The following is a 16,300-nucleotide window of genomic DNA, read 5'->3' as shown; positions in this document are numbered from 1 at the left end:
TCCCACTCGGAGGTTCTCGTTCGTTCAACCAGGCTCGCCGCCACCAACGTCCTGGCCGGGTACAACTAGAAGCGTCCGACCGATCGTGCGTTTTCCGCTCCAGCGTGCGCAGCCGGAACCGAACTTCGACTCACTGACGCTCGCTCAGTGAACGGATGCGGCTTTCGGACAGCACCTACCGCGGCTCCACCACGCGGGTAGCTCTGTCAGCAGGCACTCGGTGGACGGATGCGGCGGCGCCAGGAACGGCGCCCGCGGCCCCGCGGGAATCAGGTCGCTTCGCTGTCGAACGGAGGCAGCGCCCCGTCGTCGAGCCGCGTGGATTTGGCCGGCCTGCTCAGCGTGGGAGCCGGCTCATCTTCGAGCAGGGCGTCACGGATGATGCGGCGCGGATCGTATTGCCGGGGATCGAGCTTGCGCCAGTCGACGTCATCGAACTCGGGCCCCAGTTCCTCGCGCATCTTCTCGGTCGCGTTGGTGGCCAGGTTTCTCAGATTGCGCGCCCACTGCCCCAGCATGGCGGCGTATTTCGGCAACCGATTGGGTCCGATGAGAAACACGGCGATCACCGCGATGATCACCAGCTTCTCCATGGTCAAACCGAACACCCGTAAAGAGTAACCCGAGCGGCTGCACACTGGATGCGTCATCACCATCTCGTTACCCACCGCACGGCTCCTCATGCCCTGAGCGCGGCAGCCGGGAACCCGGCCTGCATGGCCGTAGTGTTGAGCCCGAGGAAGGAGCCTGCGTGTCACTTCACGATCAGAGCTGGAAGTTCGCGAACGATATCGTCGCCGAACCGGAATCGATTCAGGCGGCGAGGGCGCAGTCCCTCGAGGTCGGCGTCGAACCCGTCGCGCCGGCGATCGGTGCGCAGTCCGCCGTGATCGCCGCCGCGTCGAGGGCCACCAGCATCCTCGAGGTGGGCACCGGCGTCGGGGTGTCCGGCCTGTGGCTGCTGCGCGGTGGATCCTCGGCCACGCTCACCTCGATCGACGTCGAACCCGACCATCTGCACAGTGCCAGATCCAACTTCACCGAGGCGGGCATCCAGCCTGCCCGCGTTCGGCTGATCACCGGCCGTGCCCGGGACGTGCTTCCGAGGATGAACGAGAACGCGTACGACATCGTGTTCGTCGACGCGGACCCCGCCGGCGCGATCGAGTACGTCGAGCACGCGCTGCGCCTGGCGCGTCCGGGAGGCACGGTGCTCGTCGCGCACGCCCTGTGGAAGGGCAGGGTCGCCGACCCCGCTCAACGCGACGAGGTGACCACCGGCTTCCGCACGCTCGTCACCGAGATCGCCGCGTCGCCTGCCGTCGTCAGCGCGCTGAGCACGGTGGGCGACGGTCTGCTTCAGCTCACCAAACTCGGCGACTGAGCCGACTCTCAGCCCTTCACTCTCAGCCCTTCACTCTCAGCCCTTCACACGCGGGCCTTCACTCGTGGGCGCCGTCACTCGCGGGGCCCTTCACTCGCGGGGCGCACGCAGAACGAGAGCGGATGCCCACAGGCATCCGCTCTCGTTCGTGTGGTGCTTTGTTGCGCAGGCGTCAGCTGCCCGAAATGACCGCTCCGAGCACATCGTGAAGCTCCTGAGCCTCGGCGTCATTGACCGAGACGACGAGCCGGCCTCCACCTTCAAGGGGGACGCGCACGATGATGAGGCGCCCCTCCTTCACAGCCTCCATGGGTCCGTCTCCGGTTCTCGGCTTCATGGCCGCCATGTAGCTCCCCTTTCGTGGATGTCCCTCTATTATCCGACATCTGATGAACTGCTGGGAAATCGCCTCACGGCGGTGACCAGTCCAGACCGTCCACACCCCAGCACACGAGCAGCCATCCCCACTGCAGTGCGAGGCAGAGCACGACGACCACAATCCGATAGGTTCTGCTCTTCGGTGAAGCGATCGCGCCGGCCAGAGGCGACATCGGCGCCAGCAGCCGGAACGTGCTGGACTGCGGAAAGAACACCGCCAGCAGGTACAGCGCGTAGGCGACCGACCAGAAACGCAGATCGACGCCGAGCCTGCGCACCGACGGCGCGAACATCCAGATGCCGAACAGCGCGACCACCGTCGCGAGCGTGATGTAGCCCAGCCAGGGCGAGGTCTGCAGGAACAGGCCGAACCACCATTGGGCGGCCTGGACCCACGGGGTGAACGGTATGAGGTGCACATGCCCGATGTAGTCGGCGCGCCACGACAGCTCCGTCGCGGTGTACGCATCGGGAACTCCGGTGACCAGGCCAGCGATCGCGGGCCACGCGATCCCCGACGCACCCGCGACGACCATGACGACAACGGATGCCACGCGCTCCCGCAGCGAAAAGCCGTCGCGCCGCCGCACCACCCAGCGGTACACCACGTGGAAGCCCATCGCGAGGGCGAAGGCCAGCCCACTGGGACGTGTGAAGGCCATCACGAGCACGGGGGCGAGCATCCACCAGTACCGACGTCTGAGCAGCAGGTACAGCGCCAGCATGAGGAAGAACAGGTACATCGACTCGGCGTACGCGAGCTGGAAGAGCGGCGACGTAGGACCGACGCAGAAGATCACGGTCGCGAAGAGGCTCGTCGCCCCTGGCAGGCGCAGGGCCATCAGCCGGTAGAACACGAGGGCGGCGCCGAGCCCGAAGCCGAACGAGACGAGCACTGCGGCCGGCGACCACGGCAAGAACGTGATCGTCATGACCAGGCGCACCAGGAACGGGTAGGCCGGCAGGAACGCCCACGCGTTCTGCTGCACGGTGCCGTCTGCGCCGATCGGAAGGGCCTTCGGATACCCGGCCTCCGCGACGATGTCGTACCAGCGGCCGTCCCAGATGGACGCGTAGTCGAAGTACCCGGGATGAGCGCCGGTCCACGGATTGGGGCCTTGCACGCTCGCCAGCACGAGGAGCATCACCGTGCTCACCAGCCGTGCGAGCAGATAGACGACGATGACCTTCACCCACCACGGCGTGAGGCGATAACGCAGACGGATGCTCGCAGGCAGCATTCTCGGTCTCAGCACCAGGTAGCCGGTGTCGGCGCCCGTCACCGCGAGCCCATCGGCGTCATCGTCGTCGTCACGGTGTTGTCGTCACAGCGTCGTCGTCACAGGGTCGCGTCATCAGGCCGTGAGCCAGCGGCGCAGACCCTGTTCGCAGGCCACGATCTCCGACAGCGCCACGCGCTCGTCATCCGCATGCGCCTTCAACGGGTCGCCGGGCCCGTAGTTGACGGCGGGGATGCCGAGTGCGGCGAATCGCGCGACATCCGTCCACCCGTACTTCGGCCTTGCCGTCGCGCCCACCGCCGACAGGAACTCCTGCGCGAACGGCGTGTCCAGCCCCGGACGTGCGCCTTCGGCGAGGTCGACGACCGTGACGTGGTGCTCGCCGAACAGGTCGCGCACGATCTGCACCGCCTCTTCGCCTGACCTGCTGGGCGCGAACCTGTAGTTCACGTGCACGACGCACTCGTCGGGGATGACGTTGGTGGCAACGCCCCCGCTGATCAGCACGGCATTCAGGGCCTCGCGGTACACGAGCCCGTCCACGTGCACTTCCCGCGGCGTGTAGCGGGCGAGGGTCTGCAGAACGGGCGCAGCCTTGTGGATCGCGTTGTCCCCGACCCAGGGGCGTGCCGAATGCGCGCGCAGGCCGGTGGTTCGCACGTCGACCCGGAGCGTTCCGTTGCAGCCGCCCTCGACCTCTCCCCCGCTGGGCTCGCCCAGGATGGCGAAATCCGCCTCGACGAGGTCAGGCCGCTCGACGGAGAGCCGCCGGAGGCCATTCAGGTCGGAGGAGACCTCCTCGTTGTCGTACCAGAGCCACGTGATGTCGTAGCGCGGATCGACCAGCTGCGGCGCGAGCGAGAGCTGCACGGCCGCTCCGGCCTTCATGTCGACCGTGCCGCGCCCCCACAGGTAGTCCACGCCTGCAAGGGTCTCGAACCGTGTGGGCAGGTTGTCGTGCACCGGAACGGTGTCGATGTGGCCGGCGATGGCGACGCGTTTCTCGCGGCCCAGGTTCGTGCGGGCGACGATGTTGTTCCCGACCCGGGTGACCTCGAGATGGTCGAGAGCACGCACGGCGTGCTCGATGGCATCCGCCAACTGCTTCTCGTTCCCCGAGACGGATTCGATGTCGCAGATGGTACGGGTGAGGTCGACCGGGCCGGCCGTGAGGTCCAGAGGCACCCCACTAATCTAGAGCCATGCCCGCAGCCTCCGCCGATGCCGCCATGCCCGCCGACGCCCCGTCGACCGTAGCGACCCACGCCTGGGGATACGGCCTGGTCACGGTCGCCGGCGACGGCACGGTGCTCGACACCTGGTATCCGGAGCCGCAACTGGGTCGAATGCCCGCCGGCCGGGAGCCGTGGATCGTGCCGGCCGAGCTCGAAGCCGCCACCGGAGAGGATGCCCGGCGCAACGTACGCGTGGATGCCCGCGCGGTCGAGATCGACCTGAGCGCGACGATCGGCAGCACACCGGATGCCTACCTGCGGCTGCACCTGCTCTCCCACCTCCTCGTGCGCCCGAACGCGATCAGCCTGGACGGCCTCTTCGCCCACCTGCCGATCGTGGCGTTCACGAACGCGGGCCCGATGCACCCCGACGACTACGCGCGCCTGCGGCCCTCGCTGCAGCGAGGGGGCATCCAGGCCGGCGGCATCGACAAGTTCCCGCGACTCCTCGACTACGTCGTGCCCGACCGCGTGCGCATCGCGGATGCCTCTCGGGTGCGTCTCGGCGCCCACCTCTCCCCCGGAACCACCGTGATGCACGAGGGCTTCGTGAACTACAACGCGGGCACGCTGGGCGCCTCGATGATCGAGGGACGCGTCTCGCAGGGTGTCGTCGTGGGCGACGGATCCGACATCGGCGGTGGCGCCTCGATAATGGGCACGCTCTCCGGCGGCGGAACGCAGCGCGTCGCCATCGGCGAGCGCTCGCTGCTCGGCGCGAACAGCGGCATCGGCATCTCGATCGGCGACGACTGCGTCGTCGAGGCCGGCCTGTACGTCACCGCGGGCACGAAGGTCGTGGTCGTCGGATCCGCTCCGGATGCCGCGGGCCGACCCCAGACCGTGAAGGCCGTCGAGCTCTCCGGCATGCCGAACCTGCTGTTCCGTCGCAACTCGCTGACTGGAGCCGTCGAGGTGCTGCAGCGCCGCGGTGAGGGCATCCGTCTCAACGCGACGCTGCACGCATAGGGCGATCCCCGTCCCGGCTCCTGCCCCCGATAGCATGGCGAGGGCGACACGAAGGAGTGATGTGTGGGCACCGATGCACCCCGCCTGATCCGACGGCATCCGTTCTGGCGCCTTCTGGGAATTCTGCTCGCCATCATCGTGACGCTTGCCGTGATCGTAGGCGTGCTCGGCTTCTGGACGGTCACTCGCTCGTTCCCGCAGACCACCGGTGGTATCTCGATTCCCGGCCTGAAGGCTCAGGTTCAGGTCCGACGCGACAACGCGGGCATCCCGCAGATCACGGCGTCCAACACGCACGACCTGTTCCTGGCCGAGGGTTACGTGCACGCACAGGACCGGTTCTGGGAGATGGATTTTCGCCGACACGTCACGGCAGGGCGATTGAGCGAGCTCTTCGGCACGAGCCAGATCGGCACAGACGAGTTCATCCGCACGCTGGGCTGGCGGCGAGTCGCCGAACAAGAGGTCAAGAACCTCGACCCCACCTCGCTCTCGTACTATCAGGCGTACGCAGACGGCGTGAACGCGTACCTGAAAGACCACAAGGGCGCCGACATCTCCCTCGAGTACGCGGTGTTGGGGCTCCAGACTCCGGGCTACACGCCGGAGAAGTGGACGCCGGTCGACTCGGTCTCATGGCTCAAGGCGATGGCATGGGACCTGCGATCCAACCTCGGGGACGAGCTCGACCGTGCGCTGCTCGCCACGAAGCTCTCCCCCGACCAGATCGCTCAACTGCATCCGCAATACCCGTACTCGTCGCATCCGACGATCACGGATGCCGGCGGCGGAGACGCCACGCGAGTCGACCCTGCGGATTCCGCACCTTCGGCAGCCGCACTGCTCGGCTCCGGACCATCGGCCTCCGGTAGGAGCGCGGATGCCTCGGCACACGACATCGCGACGCTCGCGTCACAGGTGCAGACGTCCGCCGCCGAGGTACCGGCACTTCTCGGGATCAACAGCGACGACATCGGCTCCAACTCGTGGGTCGTCGCCGGCTCGCACACGGCAACGGGCAAGCCGCTGCTCTCGAACGACCCGCACCTGGGGCCGGCCGCTCCGAGCATCTGGTACCAGGTAGGGCTGCATTGCGCGCACGTGAGCGCATCCTGCCCGTTCGACGTCGCGGGGTTCAGCTTTTCGGGGCTGCCTGGGGTGGTGATCGGACACAACGACCACATCGCATGGGGCTTCACGAACCTCGGTCCTGACGTCACCGACCTCTACCTGGAGAGGCTGAGCGGGAAAGGCTACGAATACGACGGACAGGTGCTTCCCTTCACCACGCGCAAGGAGACGATCAAGGTTGCCGGCGGAAAGCCCGTGACCATCACGGTGCGGTCCACGATTCACGGCCCGATCGTCTCGGGAGGCGACTACGACACGATCGTGAAGAGCCACCAGAGGCCGGTCGGCGACACTCCGGGCGGCAAGTACGCCCTCTCGCTGGAATGGACCGCGCTCACTCCGGGCACGACCGCTGAGTCTCTCTTCACCCTCGACAAGGCCACCGACTGGCAGGGCTTCCGCGACGCCGCCCGCCAGTTCGCCGTGCCGGCGCAGAACCTGCTCTACGCCGACACGAAAGGGAACATCGGCTACCAGGCGCCGGGCGTGATCCCGATCCGCAAGCAGGGCGACGGCACCACGATCACTCCCGGCTGGTCGAGCGCATACGGCTGGAGCGGCTATATCCCGTTCGACCAGTTGCCCAGCGTGTACAACCCGTCGAGCGGGTTCATCGTCACCGCGAACAATGCCGCGGTCGGTCCGGACTTCTCATCCAATCTCACGAAGGACTGGGATGCCGGCTATCGCGCCGACCGCATCACCGCCGACCTCGAGAAGCTGATCGCGTCGGGGCGGAAGATCACGTCGTCCGACATGTCCAAGATCGATGCAGACACCTACGACGCCAACGCGGCGGCGCTCGTCCCGATTCTGAAGACCGTCGCACTCAACCCCGGAACGCGGCGCGCCGTCGATCTGCTCCAGCACTGGAATTACCGCGACGACGAAGACAGCGCCGCTGCAGCCTACTTCAACATCTTCTGGCGCAACCTGCTGCACGACGCGTTCGCCCGAAAGCTCCCGGCAGGTGCTGCACCGGTGGGCGGCGACCGATGGTTCCAGGTCGTCGACGCTCTCGCAAAGGAGAAGGACTCCTCGTGGTGGGTCGACGACGGTCTCGGCGTGACCGACCGCGACGAGATGTTCGCGTATGCGGCCGATCAGGCGTACCACGAGGCCGTGAAGCTCATGGGTCCTGAGATGTCTGAATGGAAATGGGGAGACATCCACACGCTCGAAATCACGAATCAGAGCTTCGGCGAGTCAGGCATCGCGCCGATCGAGTGGCTGTTCAACCGGGGGCCGTACAAGCTGGGCGGCGCGTCATCCGTGGTGGATGCCGTCGGCTGGGACGCCTCGCAGGGTTACCAGGTGAACTGGGTGCCATCGATGCGCCAGGTGGTCGACCTGAGCGACTTCGACCACTCCACCTGGATCAACCTCACCGGCGACTCGGGGCACGCGTTCAACCCGCACTATGCGGACCAGACCACGCTCTGGCAGAACAACAGAACGCGAACGTGGGCGTTCAGCCCGGATGCCGTCGCGAAGTCAACGCAGGACACCCTGACACTGATCCCGGCTGCGTAGTCCCCGCACACGGGCGAGCACCGCTCGCCCGCCCCAGACCTCCGCTGCGTCGACTTCTCTGCTCCGTCGACGCAATTCAGGCTGTAAGCGGTCACCGCGATCAAGGCACTAGGAGAAAGCGTTTGCTGTCCTGAATTGGGCGGAAGGCCCCGTGCAGGACCCGCCCCTTGGTCGGTCCTGAAACCCGCTCAGCTCCCTGCCGGGTAGTCCCGTTCCGCCTCGCCCACGTAGAGCTGCTGCGGGCGGCCGATCTTCGTTGCGGTGTCCGCGTTCAGCTCGCGCCAGTGCGCGATCCATCCCGGCAGGCGACCGATCGCGAACAGCACGGTGAACATGCGTGTCGGGAAGCCCATCGCCTTGTAGATGACACCCGTGTAGAAGTCCACGTTCGGGTAGAGCCTGCGCTGGCTGAAGTAGTCGTCGTCGAGGGCGATCTGCTCGAGCTCCTTGGCGATGTCGAGCAGCGGGTCGTGCACGCCGAGGTCTTGCAGCACGGCGTCGGCGCTCTCCTTGACGAGCTTCGCGCGTGGATCGTAGTTCTTGTACACCCGGTGGCCGAAGCCCATCAGGCGCACGCCGTCTTCCTTGTTCTTCACGCGCTCGACGTAGCGGTGCACGCTCTCGCCCGAGTCGCGGATTCTCGCCAGCATGTCGAGCACCGCCTCGTTCGCACCGCCGTGCAGCGGACCGTAGAGCGCGTTGATGCCGGCTGAGACCGACGCGAACAGGTTCGCCTGGGTCGACCCGACGAGTCGCACCGTCGAGGTCGACGCGTTCTGCTCGTGATCCGCGTGCAGGATGAGCAGGCGCTCCAGCGCCTGCGACACCGTCGGGTTCACCTCATAAGGCTCCGCCAGCGTGCCGAAGTTGAGCCGCAGGAAGTTGTCGACGAAGCTCAGTGAATTGTCCGGATAGAGGAACGCTTGCCCGAGGCTCTTCTTGTGCGCGTAGGCAGCGATCACGGGCAGCTTGGCGAGCAGCCGGATCGTGGAGAGCTCCACCGCCTCGGGGTCGCTGATGCTCAGCGAGTCCTGGTAGAACGTGCCGAGCGCCGAGACCGCGCTGGAGAGCACCGACATCGGGTGCGCGTCGTGCGGCAGCGCGCCGAAGAAGCTGCGCAGGTCTTCGTGCAGCAGGGTGTGACGGCGGATGCGCTCGTCGAAGTCGCCGAGTTCGTCGGGGGTGGGCAGCTCCCCGTGGATGAGCAGCCAGGCCACCTCGAGGAATGTCGAGTTCGCCGCGAGCTGCTCGATCGGATACCCGCGATAGCGAAGGATGCCCGCATCGCCGTCGATGAACGTGATCTCCGAGCGGGTTGCCGCGGTGTTCACGAAACCGTAGTCGAGCGAGGTGAGGCCGGTCTGCTTGGCGAGCGTCGAGATGTCGATGCTCGAGGCACCGTCGACGCTGCGCAGGATCGGGAACTCGGCTGTACCGCCCGGGTACGTCAGAGTGGCTCGCGTGTCGCCGTCCCCTCCGTCGTGACCACCTGCGTTCACTCGAGCCTCCTCACAGTCACCGCCGAACTTCGTGCCAGTACAGCCTACGGGCAAAGGTGGTCCACTGTCGTACCCACCAACGACCGCTCCTTTCGGCGCAATGAAACCGCAAAAGGGGCGACTGGATGTCTTCCTCTGCGCTGTCTCAGAGCGTGGCGAGTCGTTCGGCTGCTGAATCGATCCGCTCGTCGGTGGCCGTGAGCGAGAAGCGCACGTGCTGCGGGAAGAACTTGCCGTAGAAGACGCCAGGACCGGCCAGGACGCCTACGCCGGCCAGCCTGCCCATCGTGCTCCAGGCATCCTCGCCGGCTGTCGCCCAGAGGTAAAGCCCCGCCTCGCTGTGATCGATGCGGAAGCCCGACTCCTGCAGCGCCGGCTTCAGCGCTTCGCGGCGGCGCCGATAGCGCTCGACCTGCTCGCGGACGGCCTCGTCGTCGCCGAGCGCAACCACCATTGCGCTCTGCAAGGGTGCCGGAAGCATCAGCCCGGCATGCTTGCGCAGGGTGAGGAGCCTGGCCATCAGCGCCGGATCGCCCGCCACGAACGCCGCCCGGTAGCCGGCCATGTTGGACTGCTTGCTCAGCGAGTACACCGACAGAACACCCGACACGTCGTCGGCCACGACACGTGGATCAAGGATGCTCGGCACCGGCTCGCGAGCCCACCGCCCCTCCCAGCCCAACTCGGCGTAGCACTCGTCGTTCGCGATCACGGCACCCAATTCACGTGCCCGCAGCACAGCAGCGCGCAGGAAGTGCTCGTCGAGCACACGCCCGTCAGGGTTGCCGGGAGAGTTGAGCCAGACCAGCCGCGTGCTCTCCGGCCACTCGGCCGGATCGTCGGATGCCACCGGCGTCGCCTGCACGATCGCCGCCCCGATCGCGTACGTCGGGTACGCCGCCCGCGGGTGCACGACCACGTCGCCCGGCCCCAGCCCGAGCAGCACAGGAAGGAGGGCGACGAGTTCCTTGGATCCGATGGTGGGCAGCACGTTCGCACCCGTGAGGCCCTGCACTCCCCTGCGTCGCTCGAACCACGACACGATGGCGTCGCGCAACTCAGCGGTACCGGCCGTCTGGGGGTAGGCATGAGCATCCGTCGACTCGGCCAGCGCCCGGCGCACCGGTTCCGGCGTCGGGTCGACCGGCGAGCCGATCGAGAGGTCGACGATGCCGTCAGGATGCCTGCGGGCGCGTTCCGCGAACGGCGCCACGAGGTCCCACGGGTAGTCGGGCAGGTCGGGCCGGGTCACGTGCCTGTTCCGCGGTTCAGTGGTTCTGCGGCGGAAGCGCCGCCACCAGTGGGTGGTCCTTCGGGATCACGCCCACCTTGGCCGCACCGCCGGGCGATCCGATGTCGTCGAAGAACTCCACGTTCGCGCGGTAGTAGTCGCTCCACACCTCGGGCAGGTCGTCTTCGTAATAGATCGCCTCGACCGGACAGACCGGCTCGCAGGCGCCGCAGTCGACGCACTCGTCGGGGTGGATGTACAGCGTGCGCTCGCCCTCATAGATGCAGTCCACCGGGCATTCGTCGACACAGGCTCTGTCTTTGACGTCCACGCACGGCAGGGCGATGACATAGGTCACGGTCCACTGGCTCCTCTCGGGCTTCTTGAGCGCCATGCCAGTCTAGGGCGTTGTCCGCAGCCGCCAGACGATGCGTCGACACGGAGCGACACGGACGGTGGGTGGGGCGGATGCCCCGGCTCAGGAGGCCTGCACGCGCCTGCGATCACCCGGCCACAGGACCGCGAGCAGCGCGATCGCGACGGCACCGGCCATCCAGATCCAGCCCAGCACACCGTTCGTGATGAGCACGGATCCGCCGAAACTCCGCTGCGACAGCACGGCGATCGCGACAAGGGCGCCGAGCGCGGCACAAGCCGCGTAGAGGCGACCGGCGCCCAGAAGCCGGATCCCGGCCAGCAGGCAGGCGAGCGCGAGCAACGCGACCACGATGCCCCACGGCGCCTGCCAGGAGCCAATCGTGGCGCTGTGCACCACCGTGCCGAGCATGCCGAAGACGAGCCCGACGATGCCGAGGATCACGGCGGTGAGCACGCGCAGCAACATGGCGCCATATTACGGCCGGCACGCATCCAGCGTGACGAACGAGTGGACAGCCCGAGCCTCTCGCCCTTACAGTCGATCCAGGTAAGGTTAGCCTTACCGAAATCCCACCACACAATCCGAAGGCTTCGCTGTGCTCGCAACCCTGGTCATCGGCCTTCGCGAAGGCCTCGAGGCCGCGCTCATCGTCGGCATCATCGCCGCGTTCCTCAAGCGCAACGGGGCGTCGCTGAAACCCATGTGGTTCGGAGTCTCGGCCGCACTGGCGCTCAGCATCGCCGTCGGCGTCATCCTGCAGGCGATCGAGGCGAGCCTTCCCCAGGCCGCGCAGGAGGGCATGGAAGCGATCATCGGCGCCATCGCCGTGGTCTTCGTCACCACGATGATCGTCTGGATGAAGAAGAACTCCCGCGCCATGAAGAAGGAGCTGGAGCGGGAGGCGGCCGCCGCCCTCGGCTCGGGAACGACCTGGGCACTGGCGGGCATGGCGTTCCTCGCGGTGCTCAAGGAGGGATTCGAGACCTCCGTCTTCCTGCTGGCGACGTTCCAGGCATCGACCAGCGCCGGCGCCGCGGCACTCGGTGCTGTGATCGGCATCGCGGCAGCGGTTGCGATCGGCATCGGCCTCTACACCGGCGGTGTGCGGCTGAACCTCTCGCGGTTCTTCACCGTCACCGGTGTCTTCCTCGTCTTCGTCGCCGGTGGGCTCGTCGTCACGACGCTGCGAACCGCGCACGAGGCCGGCTGGATCTCGTTCGGGCAGCAGCGCACGGTCGACCTCTCCTGGCTCGCTCCCCCTGGCTCGGTGCAGGCCGCGCTGATCACCGGCGTGCTCGGCATACCCGCCGACCCGCGGGTCATCGAGGTGCTCGGCTGGGTGCTCTACGTGGCGCCCGTGCTGGCATACTCCCTGTGGCCGAAGCGGCTGAAGCTCACCGGCCGTGCCGTGCCGCGAGCGATGCTCGTCTCGGCTGCCGTCCTCGGAGCAGCTGCGATCGTGCTCGCGGTCGCCGTGCCACTGGGGTCTCGTCCCGACCTCGCCACGGTCGTCCCACTTACGAACGGCGGTGTCGCCCACTTCCAGTCGCAGGGCGACCGCGCACGACTCGTGGTGACGAAACAGGGCACCGGTTCCTTCCCGCTCACCGGGCCGACACCGACCTCGCACGACGGCGCGAACCGGGCATGGGCGTCCACCACGATCACGCATCCCGCCGCACGTCCGGGCTCTCTTGGCCTCGACGCTCTGGTGAAGCTGAACGGCGGCCGCATTCCGGTGGGCATCGACCCCGTGCGCGCACCCGGCCCCTACTCGGCGTCCTGGACGACGACCACGTCTGTGGCGGTCTACACCTTCGGCGACGGACTCGTGGATGCCGCACGCCACGCGCGCACGGTCGTCACGATCACAGGTGGCGGCCTGGCGGCCCCGCGGTCGTTCGCCGTCGACGACGGTCGCGGCACCTGGGCCGTCAAGCCCGGGACCGTCGCGGTGTCACGCGACGCGATCGCCGCGGCACAGGCATCCGCTCGCGAAGCGGTGCTGTGGAAGCTGTGGCTGCCGCTCGTCTTCGCGATCGCCGCGATCGTGCTCGCCGCGCGAGGCATCCGTGCGCGGCGCACTCTCTCGCAGGCCGCCGATTCGCAGGCTGCCGATTCGTTGTCGGCGACAGATTCACATGCGGCCGTGCCTGGCATCCCGTCTGGCACTCCGCATGCCGCCCAGAGCACACCCCCGAGCGACGTCGCACGACCGACGGCGTCCTGACCCACTGGAGTACACCGAATGCAACCCAGCAGCCGTCGTCGCGTCAGCATCGGCACGACAGTCGCAGCGGTGGTGAGCACCACGCTCCTGCTCGCCGGATGCGCCGCCGACGATTCCGCGACCAAGCCGTCCGCCTCCGGTGCATCGCAGGTGAAGATCACTCTGGCGAACGACGGATCGGCGGATGCCTGCACCATGGACCACGCCTCCGCCCCGGCAGGTCCGATCACGTTCACCGTTCGCAACGAGAGCGCCACAGGCATCACCGAGGTCGAACTGCAGAGCGACCAGCGGATCATCGGCGAGAAGGAGAACCTCGCACCAGGCCTGAAGCCGGTGAGCTTCACGCTCACCCTCGGCGGCGGCACCTACACGCTCTACTGCCCTGGCGGCAGGAACGAGAACATACCGTTCACGGTCACCGGAAAGGCCGCCAGCCCGAAGGACGGGAGTGTGCAGACCCTGCTGAAGCAGGGGGCGACGGCATACGCGGGTTATGTCGACGATCAGCTCGCCGGCCTCGTGCAGGGTGTCGCCGCTCTCAAATCGGCGGTCGATTCGGGCGACGTCACCGCCGCGGAACAGGCATACGGAAAGGCGCGTCCGTTCTACGAACGCATCGAGTCCGATGTCGACGGCTTCGTCCTGCCCGGCACGAAGGCGAACGACAACGCCGGCAACCTGGACTACCTGATCGACATGCGGGCATCGAACCTCGACAGCTCCGTCGGCTGGCACGGCTTTCACGCCATCGAACGCGACCTCTGGCAGAACGGTGCGATCACTGAGAGCACCAAGCAGCTCGCTGCCGAGCTTCAGAAGAACGTCACCACGCTCACCGGTCTCGCGAAGTCGCTGAGCTACAAGCCGGAAGACCTCGCCAACGGAGCAGCGGGGCTGCTCGAAGAGGTTCAGTCGTCGAAGATCAAAGGCGAGGAGGAGGCCTACAGCCACACCGACCTCGTCGACTTCGCTGCGAACGTCGAGGGGTCGCAGCAGGCGTTCGAGTACCTCAAGCCCGGGCTGACGAAGATCGACTCGGGCCTCACGGCACAGATCGCGAAGCAGTTCGAGAAGGTGAACGACATGCTAGACGCGTATCGCGACCCGTCCGCGATCGGCGGCTACAAGACTTACACGGCCGAGCTCCGCGCGAGCGACGCGAACACGCTCAGCCAGGCGGTGCAGGCCCTGCAGGACCCGCTCTCCCGCCTTGCCGAGAAGGTCGCGACCGCGCAATGACCGATGCGTCCGAAGCTCAGGAAGAGGCCGCAGCCCCGAAGCCTGACGAATCGTCGCGCCTCAGTCGCCGCGGACTGTTCGCCATGGGTGCCGGCAGCCTCGCGGTCGGTGCGCTGGGCGGTGTGGGAGGCACACTCGCCGTGCAGGCGCTGACGCCGAAAGACCAGGGCGATGCGCTCGATGCGGCACTGAGCTACCCGTTCTACGGCGGAGGGCACCAGGCGGGCATCCGCACCGAGCCGCAACGGCACTGCGTCTACATGACGTTCGACGTGGATGCCGGCAGCACGGCGACAGATCTCCAGTCGCTGTTCGCGAGGTGGTCGGCCGGTATCGCGCAGCTCATGCAGGGCAAGCCGGTCGGCCTCGTAGAGCCCACCCGTCCGGGCGCCGTACCGCAGGACACCGGCGAGGCGGCCGACCTCAGCCCGAACGCCCTCACCGTCACGCTCGGACTCGGGCCCGGCGTCTTCGACGACCGGTTCGGACTGGCCGCCAAGAAGCCGAAGCTGCTCGACCACCTTCCCGAACTCGCCAGCGACAACCTGCAGAAGGAGTTCACCGGCGGCGACCTGAGCCTGCAGGCGTGCGCGGAGGACCCACAAGTGGCCTACCACGCCATCCGCGATCTCGCCCGCATGGGCCGCGGCACCGTGAGCACCCGCTGGACCGTGATGGGCTTCGGACGCGCCTCAGCTGGCGCCAACCAGACCACGCCTCGCAACCTGATGGGGTTCAAGGACGGCACTCGCAACATCCGCACCGACGACGAATACCGCGACTTCGTCTGGCTCGATCCCGACGCCGGGTGGATGTCGGGCGGCAGTTACCAGGTCGCCCGCAAGATCCAGATGAACATCGAGATCTGGGATGCCGATCGCATCGGAGATCAGCAGGCCGTCTTCGGCCGCAGCAAGTCCGGGGGCGCACCGCTGACCGGCACGAAGGAGTTCGACACCCCGGACTTCGCCAAGACTGCGGACGGCGCGCATGTCATCGCCCAGAACTCGCACGTCGCGCTCGCCGCTCATGAGAACAACGACGGCCTCAAGATCCTCCGCCGCGCCTACAACTACACCGACGGCATCAATCAGTTCGGGCAGCTGGATGCCGGCCTCATGTTCATCGCCTACATGAACGATCCGGCGCATTTCGTGAAGCTGCAGACGCGGCTGGGGTCGTACGACCGCCTGAACGAGTACATCTCGCACATCGGATCGGCCGTGTTCGCGGTCCCTCCGGCGCCTGAGCCTGGGCACTTCCTGGCGGAGCAACTCTTCGCTTGAACCACGACCGACGGCCGAGACGACCGTCGGCGCTGACCTCGCGGCAAAGGTCGGAAATGGCCTTCGCTCCAAGTTCCAGCGCGCTACTTCTTCTGGGTCACCGTGTAGTTGGCGACCCATCGGTTCGACGAGTCCTTCGCGATGACCACGAGCACCGAGTACGGATCTTTCGTGAACGACGACGTGCCACCCTTGTCGGTGCGGTTGTTCAGGTCCTGCTCATAGCCGGCGTCGGCGAATTGGGCGTTCACGGCGTCGATCGCGTCAGGGCCGCTGACCTTGATCGTGACGTTCCAGATCTTGCCGTCGGATGACCCCACCGACGCCCCGTAGACCACGTCGCCCTTGGCCAGCGGCACGGCCTTCGGGAAGTCCGCGGGCACGGACCTGCCGCCGAGGTCGACGTGACCGTGCGTCACGTTCTTCACCAGGCCCTGCACGCTGCATCCCGACAACGCCGCTGTCGACCCGAGGGCCAGCAGCACGGCGAGCGGAATGGCGACCAGAGCACGACGGGTGCTGACCATGCTGACTCCAGGTGCTCGACGCCGGCAGAGAGCCG

Annotated in this window: 15 protein-coding genes; 6 read left to right on the top strand and 9 right to left on the bottom strand. The window is 67.1% G+C overall.

The window, feature by feature from the left end; genetic code table 11:
- Positions 1 to 269: 269 nt before the first annotated feature.
- Positions 270 to 608 (bottom strand): twin-arginine translocase TatA/TatE family subunit, encoded by a 339-nt coding sequence (locus tag ACYVDK_RS11520; RefSeq protein ID WP_460521811.1) that lies wholly within the window; start codon positions 606 to 608, stop codon positions 270 to 272.
- A 143-nt stretch (positions 609 to 751) separates the two neighbouring features.
- Between ACYVDK_RS11520 and ACYVDK_RS11515 the strand changes: the two genes are divergently transcribed.
- Positions 752 to 1,384 (top strand): O-methyltransferase, encoded by a 633-nt coding sequence (locus ACYVDK_RS11515; protein ID WP_460521797.1) that lies wholly within the window; start codon positions 752 to 754, stop codon positions 1,382 to 1,384.
- Between the two features lie 172 nt (positions 1,385 to 1,556).
- Here the strand turns inward: ACYVDK_RS11515 and ACYVDK_RS11510 are convergent, their stop codons facing one another.
- The 3 genes from ACYVDK_RS11510 to dapE all read right to left on the bottom strand — a co-directional run bounded on the left by ACYVDK_RS11510 (position 1,557) and on the right by dapE (position 4,188).
- A complete protein-coding gene (locus tag ACYVDK_RS11510) occupies positions 1,557 to 1,730 on the bottom strand; it encodes a DUF3117 domain-containing protein (protein WP_440294658.1) in 174 nt (57 codons plus the stop codon).
- Positions 1,731 to 1,794: 64 nt separating this feature from the next.
- Entirely contained in the window at positions 1,795 to 3,045 is a 1,251-nt protein-coding gene (locus tag ACYVDK_RS11505; protein WP_460521795.1) for a hypothetical protein, read from the bottom strand.
- A gap of 72 nt (positions 3,046 to 3,117) precedes the next feature.
- The gene (gene dapE / locus ACYVDK_RS11500; RefSeq protein ID WP_460521793.1) at positions 3,118 to 4,188 is read right to left on the bottom strand and encodes a succinyl-diaminopimelate desuccinylase; all 1,071 of its coding nucleotides are present in this window, start codon (positions 4,186 to 4,188) and stop codon (positions 3,118 to 3,120) included.
- 44 nt (positions 4,189 to 4,232) lie between these two features.
- Here dapE and dapD point away from each other — a divergent pair, with 44 nt between their 5' ends.
- Both dapD and ACYVDK_RS11490 read left to right on the top strand, forming a co-directional pair.
- Entirely contained in the window at positions 4,233 to 5,207 is a 975-nt protein-coding gene (gene dapD / locus ACYVDK_RS11495; protein ID WP_460521809.1) for a 2,3,4,5-tetrahydropyridine-2,6-dicarboxylate N-succinyltransferase, read from the top strand.
- 63 nt (positions 5,208 to 5,270) lie between these two features.
- Positions 5,271 to 7,871 carry a penicillin acylase family protein gene (locus ACYVDK_RS11490; protein WP_460521791.1) on the top strand — a complete coding sequence of 867 codons (2,601 nt, stop codon included), beginning with the start codon at positions 5,271 to 5,273 and terminating at the stop codon, positions 7,869 to 7,871.
- A 188-nt stretch (positions 7,872 to 8,059) separates the two neighbouring features.
- Here ACYVDK_RS11490 and ACYVDK_RS11485 read toward each other — a convergent pair whose 3' ends face one another.
- The 4 genes from ACYVDK_RS11485 to ACYVDK_RS11470 all read right to left on the bottom strand — a co-directional run bounded on the left by ACYVDK_RS11485 (position 8,060) and on the right by ACYVDK_RS11470 (position 11,445).
- The gene (locus tag ACYVDK_RS11485) at positions 8,060 to 9,370 is read right to left on the bottom strand and encodes a type II citrate synthase (protein WP_460521789.1); all 1,311 of its coding nucleotides are present in this window, start codon (positions 9,368 to 9,370) and stop codon (positions 8,060 to 8,062) included.
- Positions 9,371 to 9,515: 145 nt separating this feature from the next.
- Positions 9,516 to 10,622, bottom strand: a complete 1,107-nt coding sequence (gene dapC / locus ACYVDK_RS11480; RefSeq protein ID WP_460521787.1) for a succinyldiaminopimelate transaminase — start codon at positions 10,620 to 10,622, stop codon at positions 9,516 to 9,518.
- 16 nt (positions 10,623 to 10,638) lie between these two features.
- The gene (fdxA, locus tag ACYVDK_RS11475; RefSeq protein ID WP_325454634.1) at positions 10,639 to 10,959 is read right to left on the bottom strand and encodes a ferredoxin; all 321 of its coding nucleotides are present in this window, start codon (positions 10,957 to 10,959) and stop codon (positions 10,639 to 10,641) included.
- A gap of 120 nt (positions 10,960 to 11,079) precedes the next feature.
- Positions 11,080 to 11,445, bottom strand: a complete 366-nt coding sequence (locus ACYVDK_RS11470; RefSeq protein ID WP_460521785.1) for a hypothetical protein — start codon at positions 11,443 to 11,445, stop codon at positions 11,080 to 11,082.
- Positions 11,446 to 11,575: 130 nt separating this feature from the next.
- Here ACYVDK_RS11470 and efeU point away from each other — a divergent pair, with 130 nt between their 5' ends.
- Genes efeU through efeB form a run of 3 tightly spaced genes read left to right on the top strand, consistent with a single transcriptional unit; the run spans position 11,576 to position 15,738 of the window.
- Positions 11,576 to 13,210 carry an FTR1 family iron permease gene (gene efeU, locus ACYVDK_RS11465; protein ID WP_460521783.1) on the top strand — a complete coding sequence of 545 codons (1,635 nt, stop codon included), beginning with the start codon at positions 11,576 to 11,578 and terminating at the stop codon, positions 13,208 to 13,210.
- Between the two features lie 18 nt (positions 13,211 to 13,228).
- The gene (gene efeO, locus ACYVDK_RS11460; protein WP_460521781.1) at positions 13,229 to 14,452 is read left to right on the top strand and encodes an EfeM/EfeO family lipoprotein; all 1,224 of its coding nucleotides are present in this window, start codon (positions 13,229 to 13,231) and stop codon (positions 14,450 to 14,452) included.
- Positions 14,449 to 15,738: a Dyp-type peroxidase gene (gene efeB, locus ACYVDK_RS11455; RefSeq protein ID WP_460521779.1), complete on the top strand. Its 1,290-nt coding sequence runs from the start codon at positions 14,449 to 14,451 to the stop codon at positions 15,736 to 15,738. Before efeO ends, efeB begins: the two co-directional genes overlap by 4 nt.
- A gap of 83 nt (positions 15,739 to 15,821) precedes the next feature.
- On the opposite strand, the gene ACYVDK_RS11450 is transcribed toward efeB, so the two are convergent.
- Positions 15,822 to 16,265 carry a hypothetical protein gene (locus ACYVDK_RS11450; RefSeq protein WP_460521777.1) on the bottom strand — a complete coding sequence of 148 codons (444 nt, stop codon included), beginning with the start codon at positions 16,263 to 16,265 and terminating at the stop codon, positions 15,822 to 15,824.
- Between the last annotated feature and the right edge of the window lie 35 nt (positions 16,266 to 16,300).

This window comes from Humibacter antri (assembly GCF_054777235.1).
Note: the sequence above shows the minus strand (reverse complement) of the source record. Positions and strands in the feature narration are given on the sequence as shown.

Excerpts from the sequence above, each read along its gene's own strand:
- ACYVDK_RS11470 (WP_460521785.1), bottom strand. The coding sequence starts at position 11,445 with ATGTTGCTGCGCGTGCTCACCGCCGTGATCCTCGGCATCGTCGGGCTC.
- ACYVDK_RS11450 (WP_460521777.1), bottom strand. The coding sequence starts at position 16,265 with ATGGTCAGCACCCGTCGTGCTCTGGTCGCCATTCCGCTCGCCGTGCTG.
- efeB (WP_460521779.1), top strand. The coding sequence starts at position 14,449 with ATGACCGATGCGTCCGAAGCTCAGGAAGAGGCCGCAGCCCCGAAGCCT.
- ACYVDK_RS11510 (WP_440294658.1), bottom strand. The coding sequence starts at position 1,730 with ATGGCGGCCATGAAGCCGAGAACCGGAGACGGACCCATGGAGGCTGTG.
- efeO (WP_460521781.1), top strand. The coding sequence starts at position 13,229 with ATGCAACCCAGCAGCCGTCGTCGCGTCAGCATCGGCACGACAGTCGCA.
- dapD (WP_460521809.1), top strand. The coding sequence starts at position 4,233 with ATGCCCGCCGACGCCCCGTCGACCGTAGCGACCCACGCCTGGGGATAC.